The 17,203-nt window shown below is 36.8% G+C and carries 11 protein-coding genes; all 11 read right to left on the bottom strand.

Annotated features, from left to right (window positions below; translation table 11 throughout):
- Positions 1-19 precede the first annotated feature (19 nt).
- Positions 20-1,084, bottom strand: a complete 1,065-nt coding sequence (locus BK581_RS15460; protein ID WP_078579005.1) for an arabinan endo-1,5-alpha-L-arabinosidase — start codon at positions 1,082-1,084, stop codon at positions 20-22.
- A 581-nt stretch (positions 1,085-1,665) separates the two neighbouring features.
- Positions 1,666-2,787 (bottom strand): GntR family transcriptional regulator, encoded by a 1,122-nt coding sequence (locus tag BK581_RS15455; RefSeq protein ID WP_078579004.1) that lies wholly within the window; start codon positions 2,785-2,787, stop codon positions 1,666-1,668.
- Between the two features lie 165 nt (positions 2,788-2,952).
- Entirely contained in the window at positions 2,953-3,588 is a 636-nt protein-coding gene (locus BK581_RS15450; RefSeq protein WP_078579003.1) for a YesL family protein, read from the bottom strand.
- Between the two features lie 45 nt (positions 3,589-3,633).
- Complete coding sequence (locus BK581_RS15445) at positions 3,634-4,479, bottom strand: carbohydrate ABC transporter permease (RefSeq protein WP_078579002.1); 846 nt, start codon at positions 4,477-4,479, stop codon at positions 3,634-3,636.
- Positions 4,479-5,426, bottom strand: a complete 948-nt coding sequence (locus BK581_RS15440; protein WP_078579001.1) for a carbohydrate ABC transporter permease — start codon at positions 5,424-5,426, stop codon at positions 4,479-4,481. The genes BK581_RS15445 and BK581_RS15440 overlap by 1 nt, the downstream gene beginning before the upstream one ends.
- A 68-nt stretch (positions 5,427-5,494) precedes the next feature.
- On the bottom strand, positions 5,495-6,829 hold the full coding sequence (locus BK581_RS15435; protein WP_078579000.1) for an ABC transporter substrate-binding protein: 1,335 nt from the start codon (positions 6,827-6,829) through the stop codon (positions 5,495-5,497).
- A gap of 883 nt (positions 6,830-7,712) precedes the next feature.
- Positions 7,713-8,657 carry an SDR family NAD(P)-dependent oxidoreductase gene (locus BK581_RS15430; RefSeq protein WP_078578999.1) on the bottom strand — a complete coding sequence of 315 codons (945 nt, stop codon included), beginning with the start codon at positions 8,655-8,657 and terminating at the stop codon, positions 7,713-7,715.
- 40 nt (positions 8,658-8,697) lie between these two features.
- On the bottom strand, positions 8,698-10,113 hold the full coding sequence (locus tag BK581_RS15425) for a sugar transferase (RefSeq protein ID WP_078578998.1): 1,416 nt from the start codon (positions 10,111-10,113) through the stop codon (positions 8,698-8,700).
- A gap of 668 nt (positions 10,114-10,781) precedes the next feature.
- A complete protein-coding gene (locus BK581_RS15420; RefSeq protein ID WP_078578997.1) occupies positions 10,782-14,042 on the bottom strand; it encodes a peptidoglycan-binding protein in 3,261 nt (1,086 codons plus the stop codon).
- Between the two features lie 692 nt (positions 14,043-14,734).
- Complete coding sequence (gene racE / locus BK581_RS15415) at positions 14,735-15,550, bottom strand: glutamate racemase (RefSeq protein ID WP_078578996.1); 816 nt, start codon at positions 15,548-15,550, stop codon at positions 14,735-14,737.
- 40 nt (positions 15,551-15,590) lie between these two features.
- Entirely contained in the window at positions 15,591-17,156 is a 1,566-nt protein-coding gene (locus BK581_RS15410; RefSeq protein ID WP_078578995.1) for an acylphosphatase, read from the bottom strand.
- Positions 17,157-17,203 lie beyond the last annotated feature (47 nt).

Below are 17,203 nucleotides of genomic sequence, written 5' to 3'. Positions count from 1 at the left end.
CAATATCGCATTGAAGGCGTCATCTATCAACGGTTGGCCAATGGTCTTCCCAGTTAAGGGTTCTAATTTGCATACGGATGACGCCATCTGCATCCCCATCGTAGTAATGATGAATTAAATAGTCGTGCCCATACACTTGTAAAATATCTTGGCCTCCTGGACCAATTTGATTCCCTTCTGACTCTAAAATGACTGTACCTCCACCATGAGTAAGAGGCTGCCCTTGTTGATCTACGTATGGTCCTGTTACCGACTCTGAACGCCCTACAGCTATTTTGTACGTACTATCCGTCCCTGCACAACATTGGTCCCATGAGGTAAATAAATAGTAATAGCCCTCTTTTTCTATTATTGTAGGTGCTTCAACAGGGTTGTGTTGAACAGACGGTCTGTTTTGTAACGTTACAACCTCACCTGCCACAGCAGTGGGATTATCCATTTCTTGAAGCTTTATTCCACTAAAATGCGAGCCATATACAATCCAAAGAGAGCCGTCAGCTTCAAACACATGAGGATCAATTGCATTGTAATCCGTTACCCCTGGTTCTGATGTCACAATGGGGCCGTGGTCCACCCAACTATTAAGGTCATGGGGGGTTTGAGAACTTAATACACCTATCGCCGATCGATTTGAACCGAAAGAGGAAACGGCATAATATAAGTAATACGTGTTATCATATTCAATGACTTGAGGTGCCCAGAGATGTTCAGAGTTATACCCTGTTATCCAATCAGGAACCGGAATTTCTCCGATTGCTTCCCACGGTCCTTCAAGTGTCCCTTCTGATTTCCGTACATAAATACCTCCTGGGTCATTGACATTTCTCAGGATACCTGTGGAGAACACATAATAAGCGTCATCCGTGCGAAGTAAAGCAGGGTCGTGTACAGGGTCATCAACTTCACCAGGGATATAGTCCCCAATATCACCGATCATATCAAGCTTACCAGTTGGGGGATTCACTTGTTTATTCTGCTGTTCGCTCGCATTTCTATCAGCGAATGATGCTCCATTAAATAGAAGGACACCTGTTACGACAATTGCGATACACGCAAGCCACAAATAACCGTTCGTAATCTTCATAACTCTCTCTCCCTTCATATTTTTGTAAAGGCTTTCATAATATATTATACATTAATTGTACGTATGATTTGACTATTTTTATTTCAAAACTTTAATTAGTACTAATGAATTATATAGTGCGATACAGATTTTGTTCTTCTTCACTATTTACGGATTAAATAACCTTCCACAGTTATGAAATTTCTTACACTTTCATTCTTTATGATGGAGCAGCGAGGTGATAGTTGACGTATTAATGTGAAGAAATTTGATGATGTGTTTTTAAGATCGTTTTTTTATTTGCACCATTTGCTAGAAAAACGTAAAAGTGCGAAGTGCCCAATTTAAACGTGTGTGTTTTAGTTCAATCAATGGGATACATATAAAACGAAGCTTCAATCAGTGGACGTTTTCACACCGTTCCTATTGATTGAAAATTGAGTGAATCAGGACATTAGCGTCCGTTATCTCCCACCTATATAGATAAAGTTACTTTTCCTCTCTATTTTGAGCCGGGAGGTTTACGGACGCTTATCTGTGATTAAAAAAACGAACGCATAGATGGAGAGAGCGTTCGTTTTTATACCTAGTCGTAGACTTATTTAATTTATTTCTTTTACACCTAGCCCTTGTGTTGAATTTCTAATCATTATTTTTGGTTCATAAACAACAGGGGTCATTTCAAAATGACGAGAAGGCGCCAGCTTTTGCTCAATAAAGTTGTATATTCTTCGTCCTGCTTCTTTTCCCATTTCTTCTTTTGGATGTTTCACTGTTGTCAGTTTAACTTCTGAAGCCACCGATAGAAATGAATCATCGTAGCCAACTACAGAGATATCTTCAGGGACAGACAACTTCATGTCTCTTATTACGTCCAAAAGCATTAATGCAAGCTGGTCATTGTAACATACAATAGCAGTAGGTAACTCTGACGTGTTTGTCAAATGCTGTCTCAGCTCTTCTACCGGCACAGTTTCTTTTGTTTCTGTTGTATAAGTGATAATATTTTTAGGACTTAAAGGAATGCCACTTTCACGATGAGCTTTAATAAAACCTTTCATACGCTTCGTCCCTTGAATATCATCATTTTTAAAGAAGCCTAGAACGTATTGGTGACCAAGATCCAATACATGACGTGTCTGTATTCTTCCACCTTCAACATCATTCATAATCAGATGAGTAGGCTCTAATTCTTCATAATAGGCATTTATCATGACGTATGGGATACCTGTTCGTTCTAAATTCAGATAATAGTTAATATTCGGATTGGGAAGCGCACTTTTCGTTGGCTCCACAATGAGACCGTCAAATCCTTGTTGTAAAACCGCTTCAAGACATCGACGCTCTTGCTCAATATTATTGTTCGTACTAAACAATGTCACTTGATACCCATTTTTACTTAAATATCCTTCGATGCCACGAATTATTGACGGAAAAATGTAATCCGAAAAATACGTTGTTATAACCGCTATATTTTTCGTTTGTTGGCTCGCAGTGCCACTTTTTAAAGCTGAACGATCAGCGCAAAATGTTCCTGCACCTTGCTTTTTATAAATCCAGCCGTCATTGACTAGTTCATCAATCGCTTTTCTCACCGTGTGGCGACTCACTTCATATTCCTTCATCAATTCTGTTTCCGATCCTACCTTTTGATGAGGTTGAATAAATCCTTGAAGTATCTGTGATTTAATTTTATTTTTTACAAAGTTATATTTTGTTTCCATCATCCACCTCGCTCGTCTGACATATACGTACGACTATTGTATCACGTTCTTAAGGTAATCACACTTGAATCCTTAAATTCCCTTTAGCAATGAACAACAGTCCCATATATGTCAGGCAACTTTAAGGTGAAAAATCACAATCTTAGGAACACTAACACGTTATGCTCATTCTTTAATCACACGGGAGACAGTCTGCTCCTCATAGCTTTTTTCTAACTTGTGTAAAGTTCGTATAAAAAACCACATGATAAGATAGGAAACAACACTTCCAGAAAAAAACAAAATAATTGGAGGAAATGCTAATGAGAAATGAATAGCCCCCCAAACGATCATGACAAAAAGACACGCGATGTGGAACCGGCCAAATACAAACATAGCAGTCTTTTTAAATAGCTCAATCAATCCCCCAGTAAAGTGAACTGAAACAGGGAAGGCTGAGACTCCCATTAACATGAAGAAAATAACGATGATAATAAATGACACTGTAACGAGAAGTGGAACATCCGCCCCAGCCTGTCTAATTAAACGATAATTTAAATAAAGCACAGCCCCAATACCACCAGCCAGCCAACCAACAAGATTCGCTTTTACAAAAACACTCTTGAAATAAGCTACAAAAGACTTAAAAAGCGGCAACTCCTCGTTCCCTTGAATCCACTTTCTGGAAATGGAAAATAATGACACAGTCGCCGGGAATAATCCGAATACTCCCAAACCTAACACGGTAAATCCAATCCATAATGCATTTAGCATGGCAAACCGTGTTACTAATCGAAAAAAGCGATTCATATTCTCTATCACTAGGCGTATCACCCTTCCATCATTTCATGGGAATTGAGTTCCTTTTTATCCTTTCACCCCACCTGACGTTAATCCAGCAATAAAGAACCTTTGGAAAAAGAGGAACAAGATAATAATTGGAATAATGCTTAATACTGAACCTGCGAATAAAATTTGATAGTTATTCCCATAAGGCGTTAACAATGTGGCCAATCCAATAGGTAACGTAAACATGTCGTTTGACCTTAACACAAGTAACGGCCATAAGAAATTATTCCAGCTTGTTAAGCCTTGTAAAATAGCCATTGCCGCAAAAGAAGGTAACATAAGGGGGGCCATAATTCTAAAGAAAATGCCATATTCCGTACAACCATCAATTCTCGCAGCTTCCATTAATTCTTTTGGAAGTCCAACGGAATATTGTCTAAAAAAGAACACCGCTATAGGCGCTACAATTAAAGGCAGCATAACTGCAAAATAAGAATCGACTAAACTAAAAGCTGTCATCATTCGAAAAAGAGGTAACATTAGAATTTCAAAAGGAATCATTAAAATTAGCAAAACAAGAATAAACACAAAACGTTTACCTTTAAATTCATATACGGCAAGAGCATACCCTACCAGTGATGAGAAAAACAAAGATAAAACAATAAGAACTGCGGAAATGATGATACTATTCAAATACCATTGCCAGTAGCTACTTCCTTCCGTTCCAAAAATGGCCTGGAAATTTTGAAAATCAAAGGATGAAAAGAATAATTCTCCTGATAACCCATATCTCATTAAATCGGATGCTGGGCTTAACGACGCCACAACCAGTGAAATAACCGGAAATAACGCCACAAATGCCACTAATATAAATAAGCCTACAAGCAGACATGTTATCATTTTTTCTTTCAGCGTTTTTTCCATTATGAATCACCCTTTTTAAATGCGCCTGTTAAATATAATTGTATAACACTAACGACAAAGATGACTAAGAGCAGAACGATTCCCACTGCTGCTCCAAAACCCATATCATTACGTTGGATCCCTTCTTGATAAATATAGCCCACAACCGTTAAACCTATATTCCCAGGGGAACTTGTCTCCCAAAAAACAAAACTTTCTTCAAACATTCTAAACCCATTAATGGTTGTAATCGTAGTTAAGAAGATGACAATTGGTTTGATTGCAGGGAAGGTGACGTGTTTGAATTTCTGCCATACGTTCGCCCCGTCAATATCTGCCGCTTCGTAAAGGTCATGATTTACATTTTGCAATCCCGCAAGGAAATAAAGGATATTTACTCCCATCCAGCGCCATGAGGCTAAAACTACCATCAGGAACATACCTGAGGCTGCTCCATATCGCCATTCAATTGGAGAAAATCCAAAGAAACTGAGGAATTGGTTTGCAATCGCCATATCAGAATCCCCAAATATCATTCTAAAAATCGTTCCGGCTACTATGACCGATGTGAGAGCAGGAATAAAAATAGCCGCCCGGAAAAAGTTCGTCATTTTCATGAGACGGTTATTTAAAAAGAGTGCAAAAATGAGTGGTAATACGGTCAAGAGAATGACTGTTAAAATAACATACACCGTTGTATTTTGTAGTGCGGTATAAAATGTTGGATTTAAAACTCTCTCATAGTTCCTTAATCCGATATATTCTACTTGTCCAGGAAGCACTCTTTGAAAACTCATGTTTATGGCGCTAATAAATGGATAGAGGAATAAAAATAAAAATGAAAGAATAAAAGGTGATACGAAAATATAAGGCGCGGCTTTTTTAGAGTACAGAAAGCTAGATCGCTTCCTCGGACTGTTCGGTGTACCTAAGGGCTTTCCTTTTTCAGTAGAAATTGTCGTTCCCATGCCATGGCCTCCTTTTTAATTGATTGCCCAGGAAACTTACAAAGTCTCCTGGGCAGATCCGCTATTTTTTACTCTATCATCCGACTTCTGATAGCATCTGCTGCATCTTCTAATGCTTCTTGTGAAGTTCTACTTTGATCACGTAAAACAGAGTGCATCACATTGGAGTTAATTTCCTGTTGGGCATTTGTTGTCTGTTCAGTAATATTCAAGTTATTAATTTCGTCTCGAATATCATGAAGAATCTCAAAAATGTCATCATGGAAATATTGATAGAAACGATTGTCTTCTGCCATGGCAGGGGAATCCCACACATCGTGTCTTGGAGGGTCAAACCCAAGTATTTCCCAAAGTTTCACATTGCCTTCTTCAGACAATTTCGCAAAAGCTAAAAAATCTTTCGCCAATTCAGAGTTCTCAGTTTGATTCGTTACGACTGTCCCTGTACCACCCATACCAGCAGAACGATTACCGCCTTCTTCCCACATTGGTAAAGGACGAATCTGCATCTTTCCATCTAAATCTTCCATATAGTCAAGAAATCGTCCCATATACCACATCGGCATCATCAACGAGGCAGCGCCACCATCATTCATAAAACCATAATATTCTTCCGCATGATGGTATCCTCCAGGAGCTATTTCTGCAATTTCATGCTCATAAACAAGGTCATAGATAAATTGCAGTGTGTCAACATTTGTTTCATTATCAAGAATAACGTCACCATTTTCGTCAAAATAATCAGAGCCTCTTTGACTGATTAAGCACCAAAAAGTAAAGTGATCGTCTGATTCTACTGTCGTCATAACAGCATCTGTATTAGCTACGACTTGTTCGCCTGCTTCCACATAATCATCCCAAGTTTCTATAGAATCAATATCTACACCCGCTTCATTCATAATTTCTTCATTATAAAACATCACCGTCGCCCCGACATGATAGTCAATTCCATAATAATTACCGTCTTTCGCATAAATATCAAATCTAGAAGTAATTAAATCATCTAATTCAGGCTCAACAACATCATTCAAAGCTTCGAGCTGGACCTCACCTTGTAAATAATTCGCAAATTGACTAATCTCTATATCTGCTATATCTGGGGCGCCACTGCCAGATTGAAGTGCTAGTAATAGATTATTATGCATTTGATCATACGGGTATGTTTCCGCGATTAACTGAATAGGACGATCTGGATTTTCTTCATTCCACCTAATGACAGCGTCTTCAAAAAATTGCGTATGAAGTTCTTGGAAATTCCAAAATGTAAGCTCTGTAGCCCCTTCAATGTCGTCCCCAACAACGGTTTGTTCCTCTAAGTCTCCACTGGCGTCATTTGCATTGTTTCCCCCACATGCTGACAGTAGAAAAACACTTGATAGTGCCGCTAAAACCATTTTTCTCATTTTAAACCCTCCTTTTATTTTGTAGAAGTAAAAATGACTGACTTTGATGATTGAGATAATAATCTAAACAATTAAATACCTATCAAACATCATGTAAAACCCCTTCATGGTCAAACCTCATGCCATCCACATCAAACATAGAACGGTTAAACTTTCGAAAAACTATGATATAGCTTCCAACACAACCAAACATGCGTACAAGTTATTATTAGAAAATATAAAAAATAGTAGATTCACCTAAAAACTATTATAATACTAGTATAAATTTGTTTATAAACAACACAAATCCATCAAATAAGCGCTTTCATTTTATCATTACTTGTACGTATGAGATATACATAATTATAAATCAGCTCAAAAACATACGCAAGTGATTTTATGTATTTTATCTTACTCTCATAAAATGAGCCTTCAATCAGGAGGGTTTTCGTTTTCCTCCCACTGATTAGTAGCTGAGTTAATCAGGACATTTTATTTTAGTAGACGAATGTCATGATGGTTTACCAACACGAAAGGTATTCTATTTAAAATGCACGTTTTTAAAACGCCAGAGCAAATAATGATTATTATTCAGTTGAAAGAAAGCCCATGAGGAGCAAGCGTCCATCACAGTAGTCGCTTTTTAGAGGAATATATTGAGATAAGATTTATTTACAAATATAACAATAAACCTAACTTAGATGAAAATTTTAGTTTGAACCTTAAAAAGAGGGCTATCTGAATTAATAATAGAGAGTGTACTCGTTTCAACAAGCTAAAGAATTGAGAAAACAGATGGAGCCTCGACGCCATCTGTTTAAAAATCCCCACCTAAGCTACGCGCTCTAGGTGAGGGCTATAACTATTAAACATTTAACTTAAATAAAGATACTTGTAAAGATTGTTAATATAACGATCGATAATATTGAACAGTACGTTTTAATCCCTCGTTTAGAGGGGTTTGAGGCCTCCAATTAGATACTTTAGTTAATTTATCATGACTTAAATAACTATGCTTAATATCCCCCGCCCTTACCGGACCGTAATCAGGGTTAAATGTGTTCCCCACTTCTTTACAGAGCACTTCTAACAACTGATTAATTGGCGTTTGAGACTGAGAACTAACGTTAAATACCCCATTAACCTTCATTTCCTTGCTATTTAAAAATGGCGTGATTACCGCATTAACAACATCGTCTACATAGACGAAATCACGGGTCTGCTCACCATCCCCTTGAATGTATGGCGTACGTCCTGACAATAATTTTTCAATAAAAATTGTGATGACTCCTGCTTCTGTATCAGCACTTTGTCTTGGACCATAAACATTCGCAAACCTGAGAGCACTTACATTCATATCATAAAGAGTACCAAAAGTTTGAACATATTGCTCCGCAGCAAGTTTGGAGGCTCCATATGGGGATAGCGGTTTAACACGGTCCTCCTCAGAAATAGGTAAACTCTCCACGTGGCCGTATACAGCTGCAGAAGAAGCATAAACGAACGTTTTGACCCCATGTCTTCTTGAAGCTTCCAAGACTGTGACAGTCCCTTTCACGTTAATCATTAAATCCTCTAGTGGGTCATCAAGTGAAGGCGCCACCTTACTTTGGGCAGCTAAATGAATAACACCCGATATATCAGGGTTTTTTCGAAAGATATTTTCTACAAGGGCTTCATCCCTCACATCACCCTCAATAAATGTGACAGAAGAAGATGAATTGATATTCTCTGTACTACCTGTTGATAGATTATCAAGTACAACAATCTCCTGCCCATTCTCTACAAGAGCGTCAGTAACATGAGAGCCAATAAATCCAGCGCCCCCTGTTATTAATACAGTCTCCATACGTCATCTCCTGTCCTTAGAGTCACTATTCTACAGCATCCTATAAATTCAGTGTTGATCGTGATTTAGTCGTTGTTTTAGGCACTTCTTGCCTATCCCCGTCACTCTTATCCTTATCTTCAGATGCGTCACCAGTCCCTTCAGATTTTGAACGGTCAAAAATGACGAGAAACGTTTTTAATAAAATGATTATATCAAGCCAAAGGCTGTAATTTCTAATATAATAAAGGTCGAATCGTAGCTTATCCTCTACCCCTGTGCTGTATTTTCCCATAACTTGTGCGTAACCCGTTATACCAGGTTGAACTCTGTTACGATACCCATAATGATAATATTCCTCCGACAATTGCTTAATAAAGAATTCTCTCTCAGGTCGTGGACCTACTAAGGACATATCTCCTTTTAGCACATTAAACAATTGAGGAAGCTCATCAAGACGTGTCGAGCGAATGAATTTGCCAACCTTCGTAATCCTATCATCATCAGATGTTGCTAAAACAGGGCCTGTCTTATTTTCAGCTCCCGTAATCATTGAACGAAATTTATAAATCGTAAATGGTTTATCATGTTTTCCCAGTCGTTCTTGTGAATAGATAACCTTCCCCTTCGGATCATCTAATTTAACAATTATAGCTACAAATAACATGAGTGGGGAGATAAGTACTAATAATAATAACGATGCTACAAAATCAAATACTCGCTTTACAAAGACTTTATCCCACGTAAGTCCGAATGGCTGTACACCCATAACAAGTGTGTCTTCTAATGGCGTAATAGATGCACGTTGTAACAGCAACTCATAAAGTGTTGGAATCACATAGACGACTTTATTACGCTCCATCGCATGATAAATCACTTGAGATTTTGATTCTTTTGATATATCGGTACACAAAACAACATAATCACAATCTTCCAAACAATAGCCTATATGCTCTATAGAACTGTCACCAGAAATATGCTGAACCTTCGTTCCTTTCAACATAGGATGCTTAATTTTATTAATAAGTTTATCGGTATTCGATTCATTCCCAATAAGCAAGACTTTCCCAATGACGGATCCTCTCGTAAGTTTTAAATAAATGACCTTAAAAATCACCATTAAAATAACCATAAATACCGCTGCAATTAACACAACTGACCGCGGCATTGCAAACTCTCTGAATAAATAAGAAGCTGCCATCGTTAAAAAAGTCATTAAAGAAGATGCCACGAGAATTTTTCTCACAATATCACTGATCGTATTCTTCCTATCTAATGCATATAATTCGTACACTGAGATAAAAAATAATCCGATAAGCAAAATCCATGGAAGTAAAGAGATAAATGCTTCCCAGTTGCGATCTGGGAAATCTAAATAACGTATATAAAACGCACTAATATAGGCCGCAAGAATACAAAACAAATCTCCAGCTATTAGAAAAAACCTATGGCTTCTTGATTCGCCAATATTCGTCATATTTAAAACCTCTTTCCTTTAACTAAACCTTAAATCCACACTATAACCTGCTTATGAGGAGAATCAGACTACCTGATTATATTTGTATGACTTTTTATACGCAGAAGGAAGACTTCATAACCTCATTCTTTTGCTTTTCTTCTTGTTACATATCATTTAACTAAAACGCCCATTAAGTATAAATTAATTTAATTCATCTATCATGAATTCATCTCATATTTCAACAGCATTAAACCGTAAAATAAAATACCTTTACCGTACTTTGAATCCAGCTTAACACTAAACTGACACTTTAAAACCCCTTTGAACAGTAAAACATAAACTGTAGTTCTTTATAGATAAAAAATAATATACAAAATCGTCGCTACGAAGCTTCAATCAGGGGGAGTATTATTCTTATCCCACTAATTCGAGTTATGAATAGAGACTTAGCATCCTTATCGCACGGCTAAATAGAGTTAGCTTTCCTCTCTATTTTGACCCAAGAGTTTTACGGACGGCTATCTGTGATAAAATAAAACAATTCTCGACTTTCATTATAATATTATTAACGGCGTTTAGCCAACCTTAATTATGGGAATAATAAAAGCGAACAAAAGAAATAAAAAACCGAATGACTGCACTTATTGTGTCCATCACTCGGTTAATTATATAAGTTGTATTTAGAATTATTTATACCTTGGAATGTCAAATGTTCTTCGAAGATTACTCTGTGCTTGGTAGTGTTTAAATATATTGGCTGTTTGCTTTTGAGCCCACCCAATGTCTGTAGCGTATTGGTGTGTGCCCCGTATCTGAGGGTTCCACCTCATTTTATATAAAGTATCTTGTGCAAAAGTTGGATGGTGGACATAAGACTCGGCTATAAATTTTGTCCCACCATCTATTGCTGCTGCAGGTGTAAACCACGCTTCTTCATACGCTCTAATCGCCCCTCTTACATAGGTGTCAATGTCAACAGCACCTATCCCAAACATATTATATGTTTTACGAATATTGGTAGCTTGACTTCTGCTATAACTACTCACTTGTTGAACGTTCCAAGTACTCCCTGACCTTTCAGCAATGTGAGTACTATTAGGTGTATAAACTACCCATCTATTAGCAGAAATCTGCCCCACTTCAATACTTCCGTTTGCAAGAGGAGAATTACCGTTACCAGTTTCTAAGATAGCATGTGAAAGTAAATAAAATTCATTAATGCTATATTTCTCAGCTGCATTTTTAAATGTAGTTCCTCTACCTTCTAAAATTCCTTTGCCTATTAATTGATTATTCAAGTATGTCGCCGAAACGCCCGATGTTTCAGATAAAACTAAAAATTGATACATATCTTGATTATTAACATTCAAAGAAAAACTATTAGGATTTACCATTCTCTTTACATCAGCCATTCTAGCAAACTGCCAATTTTGTCCATGTGGGTACTCAATTGCATACCAAGTTCTATTAGAGCTAGGACTTGTATCTTTTTCCGTCCCTATAATTGTAACTTTTGCACCTGAATTAATGGTACCAATGCTATTTAACCTTGTATTAGGCTCAAACCTAACATTCAATACAGAAGCGGTAACCGTTCCTGTACTACCTTGCCTATTTACATGATCACTCGATACATAGGCAATTTTTGTCCTGTACAAGTCTGTCCTTGGACTAACTTGCAATTGAGTCCTCACCATATCATCTATAGTATAGTTGTATTGAGTATATCTTATAACAGGTTCATTTTTTAATAATGATTGTATGGCATCAAGTGTTACTTGATCAGCAATCCCACTAACTCTCAACCCATTATCAGATTGAAAATTCCTTACTTCCCTTTCAGTAGCTGGTCCATAATTTTCATTTGGATTATTTGATATATGATAACCTAGTCTCGCTAAATCCTCTTTTAACTGGATAACATCCTCATGACTTTGACCATTACGGAGATACCAATTAAGAATTTCTTGTATTCTATTTAACGTCGGTTGGTCTGCTATACCATTTACGACAAGTCCATAGTACTGTTGGAACTCTATCACTCTCAATTCTGTCGATGGGCCATAAGCCGTGTTAGGATTGTTAGATACATGAAAACCTAACTTAGACAAATTCTCTTTTAAGGTAATCGTATCTTCATGGTTCCGTCCGTTTCTAAATGGTGAGTTTAGTATCTCTTCAATTTTATTTAGAGTGGCATCATTTACAATACCACTACTACTTAACCCATAGTAACTTTGAAAATCTTTTACCGCCTGTTCTGTTGATGGACCAAATTGGGGAGTCGGATCGGGTGAAATCGCAAATCCTATCTCTGCTAGCTTAATCTTTAAATCTACCACATCTTGCCGATAATCCCCTCGCGACATCGGGGTGTTGATTAACTCTTCAATCTTTGCCAACGTCACTTCATCTGCGATACCATTTTCTCGTAAGTTATAGAACGCTTGAAACTCTCTTACTCTACGTTCTGTCGTTGGACCATAAGCCGTGTTTGGATTATTCGACACGTGGAATCCTAACTTAGACAAGTGCTCCTTCAAGGTGATGGCATCCGCATGATTTCCTCCGTTTTGTAGAGGTGTTGATAGAATCTCATCGATCTTGTTTAACGTGGCTTCATCTGCCATCCCATTTACCACTAACCCATAGTAAGCTTGGAACTCTCTGACTCGCCGTTCTGTCATAGGACCATATACCGTGTTAGGATTGTCTGATACATGAAATCCTAACTTAGATAAGTTCTCCTTAAGAGTGATAACATCCTCATGACTCTCTCCATTTTGGAAAGAACTCGATAAAAGCTCTTCTAGCTTTGCCAACGTCACCTCATCGCCTATTCCATTCGCCACTAACCCATAATACGATTGAAATTCTTTGACTCGCGCCTCCGTAGAAGGTCCATAAGCAGTGTTTGGATTATCGGATACATGAAAACCTAGTCTCGATAGATTCTCCTTTAAGGTTATCGTATCTTCATGGTTTCGACCACTTCTAAAGGGGCTCCCTAACACCTCTTCTATTTTGGCTAACGTAGCGTTATCTGCCCTTCCATGACTTTCTAGACCATAGTAACTTTGAAAATCTTTTACTATCCGTTCTGTCGATGGGCCAAATTGAGGGTTGGGATTAGCTGAAACTGCAAAACCTACCTCTGCTAGTTTAACCTTTAAATCCACTACATCTTGACGGTAATCCCCTCGCGACATCGGGGTGTTGATTAACTCTTCAATCTTTGCCAACGTCACTTCATCTGCAATACCATTTTCTCGTAAGTTATAGAACGCTTGAAACTCTCTTACTCTACGTTCTGTCGTTGGACCATAAGCCGTGTTAGGATTATTCGACACGTGAAATCCTAACTTAGACAAGTTCTCCTTCAAGGTGATGGCATCCGCATGATTTCCTCCGTTTTGTAGAGGTGTTGATAGAATCTCATCTATCTTATTTAACGTGGTTTCATCAGCCATTCCATGTACCTCGATAGCGAAGTAACTTTGAAAATCTTTTACTGCCTCTTCCGTAGATGGCCCAAAGTTTTCATTGGGGTTATTAGAAACAGGGAACCCTAGCTTAGCTAAATCGATTTTTAATTGAATGATTCTCGGGTCACTGTCACCTCTTTTGAAAAGATTCCCATCAGAAACCATACTGCTTACTTCTATGGGCTCTTCTGCTTCTACTTCGATTATTTCTTCATTTTCTATAAGACTTTCATTAGAGTCAACTTCTGGATTTTCATTATTATTCTCTTCTGAAGGACTATGCTCGCTTTCTTCTGATGACAAATTGTCATCATTTTCTTTTTCTGAACTCTCTCCTTCACCTTCTATTTTTTCTTGGCTTACTTGCTCATCATTTTCTTCCTCAGCAAGCGTATATTGTGAACTAAAGTGGACGAGAGAAAATAGTAAGACTAATAAAAAAATTAAATGTCTGACTTTCACTTTAGTTTCACCTCCCTTTGGTTTTAAATTTTCACTACTTTATCTAGTATCGGGCTTTATCTCTTTAATTTCAATAGGATTATTATAGTCTTAAATTAAGAAATATTACTAAACAATCAATTTCTATTCGGCCTGTTTAAAGAGTAAGTGCACTCAGAATGTCGTCGTTATCCATTCAAAAACACGAATATATCAACTAGTTGTTAATTCTCCCTTCAGGATGCTCGCTTTCACCCAGGGGAGTTTCACTGTTACATCGGCTCGATGTGTATTACTAGTTCGCGCCCCAAGCACCCTCGAAAAAATTGCTCTGTGGAGTCTCAGCTGGACTGTTCTGAGAAACTCCGAATCTAAAATTATCTATATTATGTAATCTATTGAAAATGAAATGCTCTATTAAAACCTCAATTACTAACTCTCTATGTCAGTTGCGCTTCATAATTATAATTTCATACCTTTAATTAACTATAAACAACTTTCACTCCTACACTTTGGCCGTCATTTCCTTTTTAGGCTACCAACAAGAAGTATAATCTCACCGACGTTCCCAACATAAAGAAACCTCCTATGATAAGTTTATCTTAATAGGAGGTGTTGACAATTAACTACCTTTTCAATTAAAGATCGAAGAAAATAAAGTTTTTATGACTTGACAACATTAATACCATAGTTGGTTATGTCTTTTACCCCTTCTATCTTATTATCGCCTTTTCAATTGTGACTGTTTTAAGATTTTTAATTGAACTCTTAAAAATCGCTTTTGTAATAGAAGTGAATGTCTCAATTTTACCCGTCGTAAAAAACTGATGATTAGATTTGTACGGTTTATGATTTAATATTTGATGAAAGTCAAGTACAACACTCGTTTCTCTTGCAGTTTCTTCACTAGAAGATACTATCGACACTTTATCCCCTATCGCCTCTTGTATCGCATCTTTTATAATCGGATAGTGCGTACACCCTAAAATTAATGTATCCATATTTTGCTCCATTTTTAACGGCGCTAAAGATTTCTGAATAATTTCTTTGAATTTATACTCATATGCTGACCTATTCTCAACTAAAGGTACAAACAGAGGACAAGCTAATGAAAAAACGTTTATTTCCGAATTTATAGCTTTCAGAGTCTCTTCATAAGCGTTACTTCTAATAGTACCCTCTGTACCTATTACAGCTACATTATTATTATGAGTGTAATTAATTGCAGCTCTTGCTCCTGGTTGTATAACTCCAATAACTGGTATTTTTAATTCCTTTTGAAGCTCTTCTAACGTAAAGGCAGTAGCAGTATTACAGGCAATAACTAAGAGTTTGATCTCTTTCTGTAGTAAAAAATCAACCATTTCCCAAGTGAATTGCCTTACTTCATCTTCAGATCTTGATCCATAGGGACACCTTAAAGTATCCCCTAGGTAAATAAGTCTTTCTTTCGGTAATTGTCTCATCAATTCATGAGCTACAGTTAAGCCACCTACTCCTGAATCAATGACTCCTATTGCATTTTCCATCCTACCTCTACCTTCCATGATACAAAATAAATGTATTATATTATTTTTTCTTTCCAGAACTTTTAAAAGAATCTGCTATTACTCTAACCGGTTTTGTCATTTTCCAAAATGTACTATTTTCTATTGACTCATATTTTCTTTTAATAGCTTCTATCTCTTTATTATTCCTTTTAGCAGAGACCACTTTATCTTGCACAACCTCAAATCCTGCCTTAACTGGCTTTCTCCATTCTAATTCTTTAAAAGTTACATCACTTGAGAAGTATTTACGAAGTTCAGTAATAAATCTCTTAATATTATCTTTTTTTCCAGAAATAACAATTGAAATATTATTTGCATTTCCTTTAATAAATCCATGCAGTTTTAAATTTAGAGCTTGTTTCTTAAGCAATTTTTTATATTTAATCTTTTTAAAAGACCCCGTCATTTCAATTTTTTTAATTATGAAGTCTTCCTTTTCGAGTGAAGGGTAGGTAATTTCTTGAACTTGTCCATTTCTTAAAGGTGGTAGTATACTATCGAAATCAAAATATATTAAGTCATTCCTAAACCCCTCTTCTATGGTTTCTGGGAAATAATAATCTATAATAGCCTTTGGAATGTCTCTTGCCTTTCCTTCCACAGGATAAAGATGATTACTTATTTGCGGTTTAGAATTAACCTCATTTACAAAGCCAATCCCAGTATCTTTTTCTATAATCATATCTACAGCGCATTGTGGTAAGTTTGGTATGGCTTTAGCTGCTGCAATTGCAGTATCTTTAGCCTTTTGAGGGATCTGATCAGTAACATCTATAGGTTCACCACCTGCTGACAGACTTCCTTTCTCCCGTACAAAAACTCTCTCATTTACTTTAGGGATATCTTTAAGAGACAGACCTTTTAAATTCATGAAATTTTCCATTTCTTTATCTTTTTTAATTAGCCGGCCTGCTAAGTAAGGATTTTTTTTTCTTAAGTTGTTTTTAACATCTATAAGTTCACTTATAGTTCTTTTGCCATCACCTATTACATTGGCAGGTATCCGCTTATATACCCCAATCACTCTATTCCCAATAACATATACTCGATGATCTTCTCCGGCTATATACCTCTCAAGTATCACATTTTTATAATTCAAATCTGTTCTAACATGTAGCAACGCTTGTTTAAGGTCTTCAACACTATTTATATTAGTAATTACTCCTTTTCCTCCACCTGCATCTGTTGGTTTGAGAACTACAGGAAAGTTAAGTGATTTAAAATACTTAATAATGACTTCATCAGAGTCAGTATGAGTAAAACTTTTCCCTAGCGGTACATCAACACCAGCTGTAGAAAGGTATTTTTTAGTCAAATCTTTATCTACACATACACTGATTGCTTGCTTATTTACTAGATCTCCTCTCGAGACAGCGAATGTGTGTTCTGTATTCTTTGAGGTTAAAGAAAATCTTACAGTGAGCTTAGTCTCTCCTTTTTCTTTTCTATACACATTAAAAAACTTTACTTTTAAACCCCTTCTCCAGCCTTCTAAAGCGATGGTATAAATACATAATTTGTACCCATACGCTGAAATAGGTATTGAATTATCTAAATGAGGCAGCCATTCATAATTATTTTCCATATTCCCAAAAATCCTCCTCAGTAATTGCTACTTATAATTTGGACATA

Origin of the sequence: Salipaludibacillus agaradhaerens, assembly GCF_002019735.1 — a bacterium.
Taxonomy (GTDB): Bacteria; Bacillota; Bacilli; order Bacillales; family Salisediminibacteriaceae; genus Salipaludibacillus; species Salipaludibacillus agaradhaerens.
Note: the sequence above shows the minus strand (reverse complement) of the source record. Positions and strands in the feature narration are given on the sequence as shown.

What these genes read in the sequence shown, in the direction of transcription:
- BK581_RS15460 (WP_078579005.1), bottom strand. Translation starts at nt 1,084, where the DNA reads ATGAAGATTACGAACGGTTATTTGTGGCTTGCGTGTATCGCAATTGTC.
- BK581_RS15455 (WP_078579004.1), bottom strand. Translation starts at nt 2,787, where the DNA reads ATGGAAACAAAATATAACTTTGTAAAAAATAAAATTAAATCACAGATA.
- BK581_RS15445 (WP_078579002.1), bottom strand. Translation starts at nt 4,479, where the DNA reads ATGGAAAAAACGCTGAAAGAAAAAATGATAACATGTCTGCTTGTAGGC.
- BK581_RS15440 (WP_078579001.1), bottom strand. Translation starts at nt 5,426, where the DNA reads ATGGGAACGACAATTTCTACTGAAAAAGGAAAGCCCTTAGGTACACCG.
- BK581_RS15435 (WP_078579000.1), bottom strand. Translation starts at nt 6,829, where the DNA reads ATGAGAAAAATGGTTTTAGCGGCACTATCAAGTGTTTTTCTACTGTCA.
- BK581_RS15430 (WP_078578999.1), bottom strand. Translation starts at nt 8,657, where the DNA reads ATGGAGACTGTATTAATAACAGGGGGCGCTGGATTTATTGGCTCTCAT.
- BK581_RS15425 (WP_078578998.1), bottom strand. Translation starts at nt 10,113, where the DNA reads ATGACGAATATTGGCGAATCAAGAAGCCATAGGTTTTTTCTAATAGCT.
- racE (WP_078578996.1), bottom strand. Translation starts at nt 15,550, where the DNA reads ATGGAAAATGCAATAGGAGTCATTGATTCAGGAGTAGGTGGCTTAACT.
- BK581_RS15410 (WP_078578995.1), bottom strand. Translation starts at nt 17,156, where the DNA reads ATGGAAAATAATTATGAATGGCTGCCTCATTTAGATAATTCAATACCT.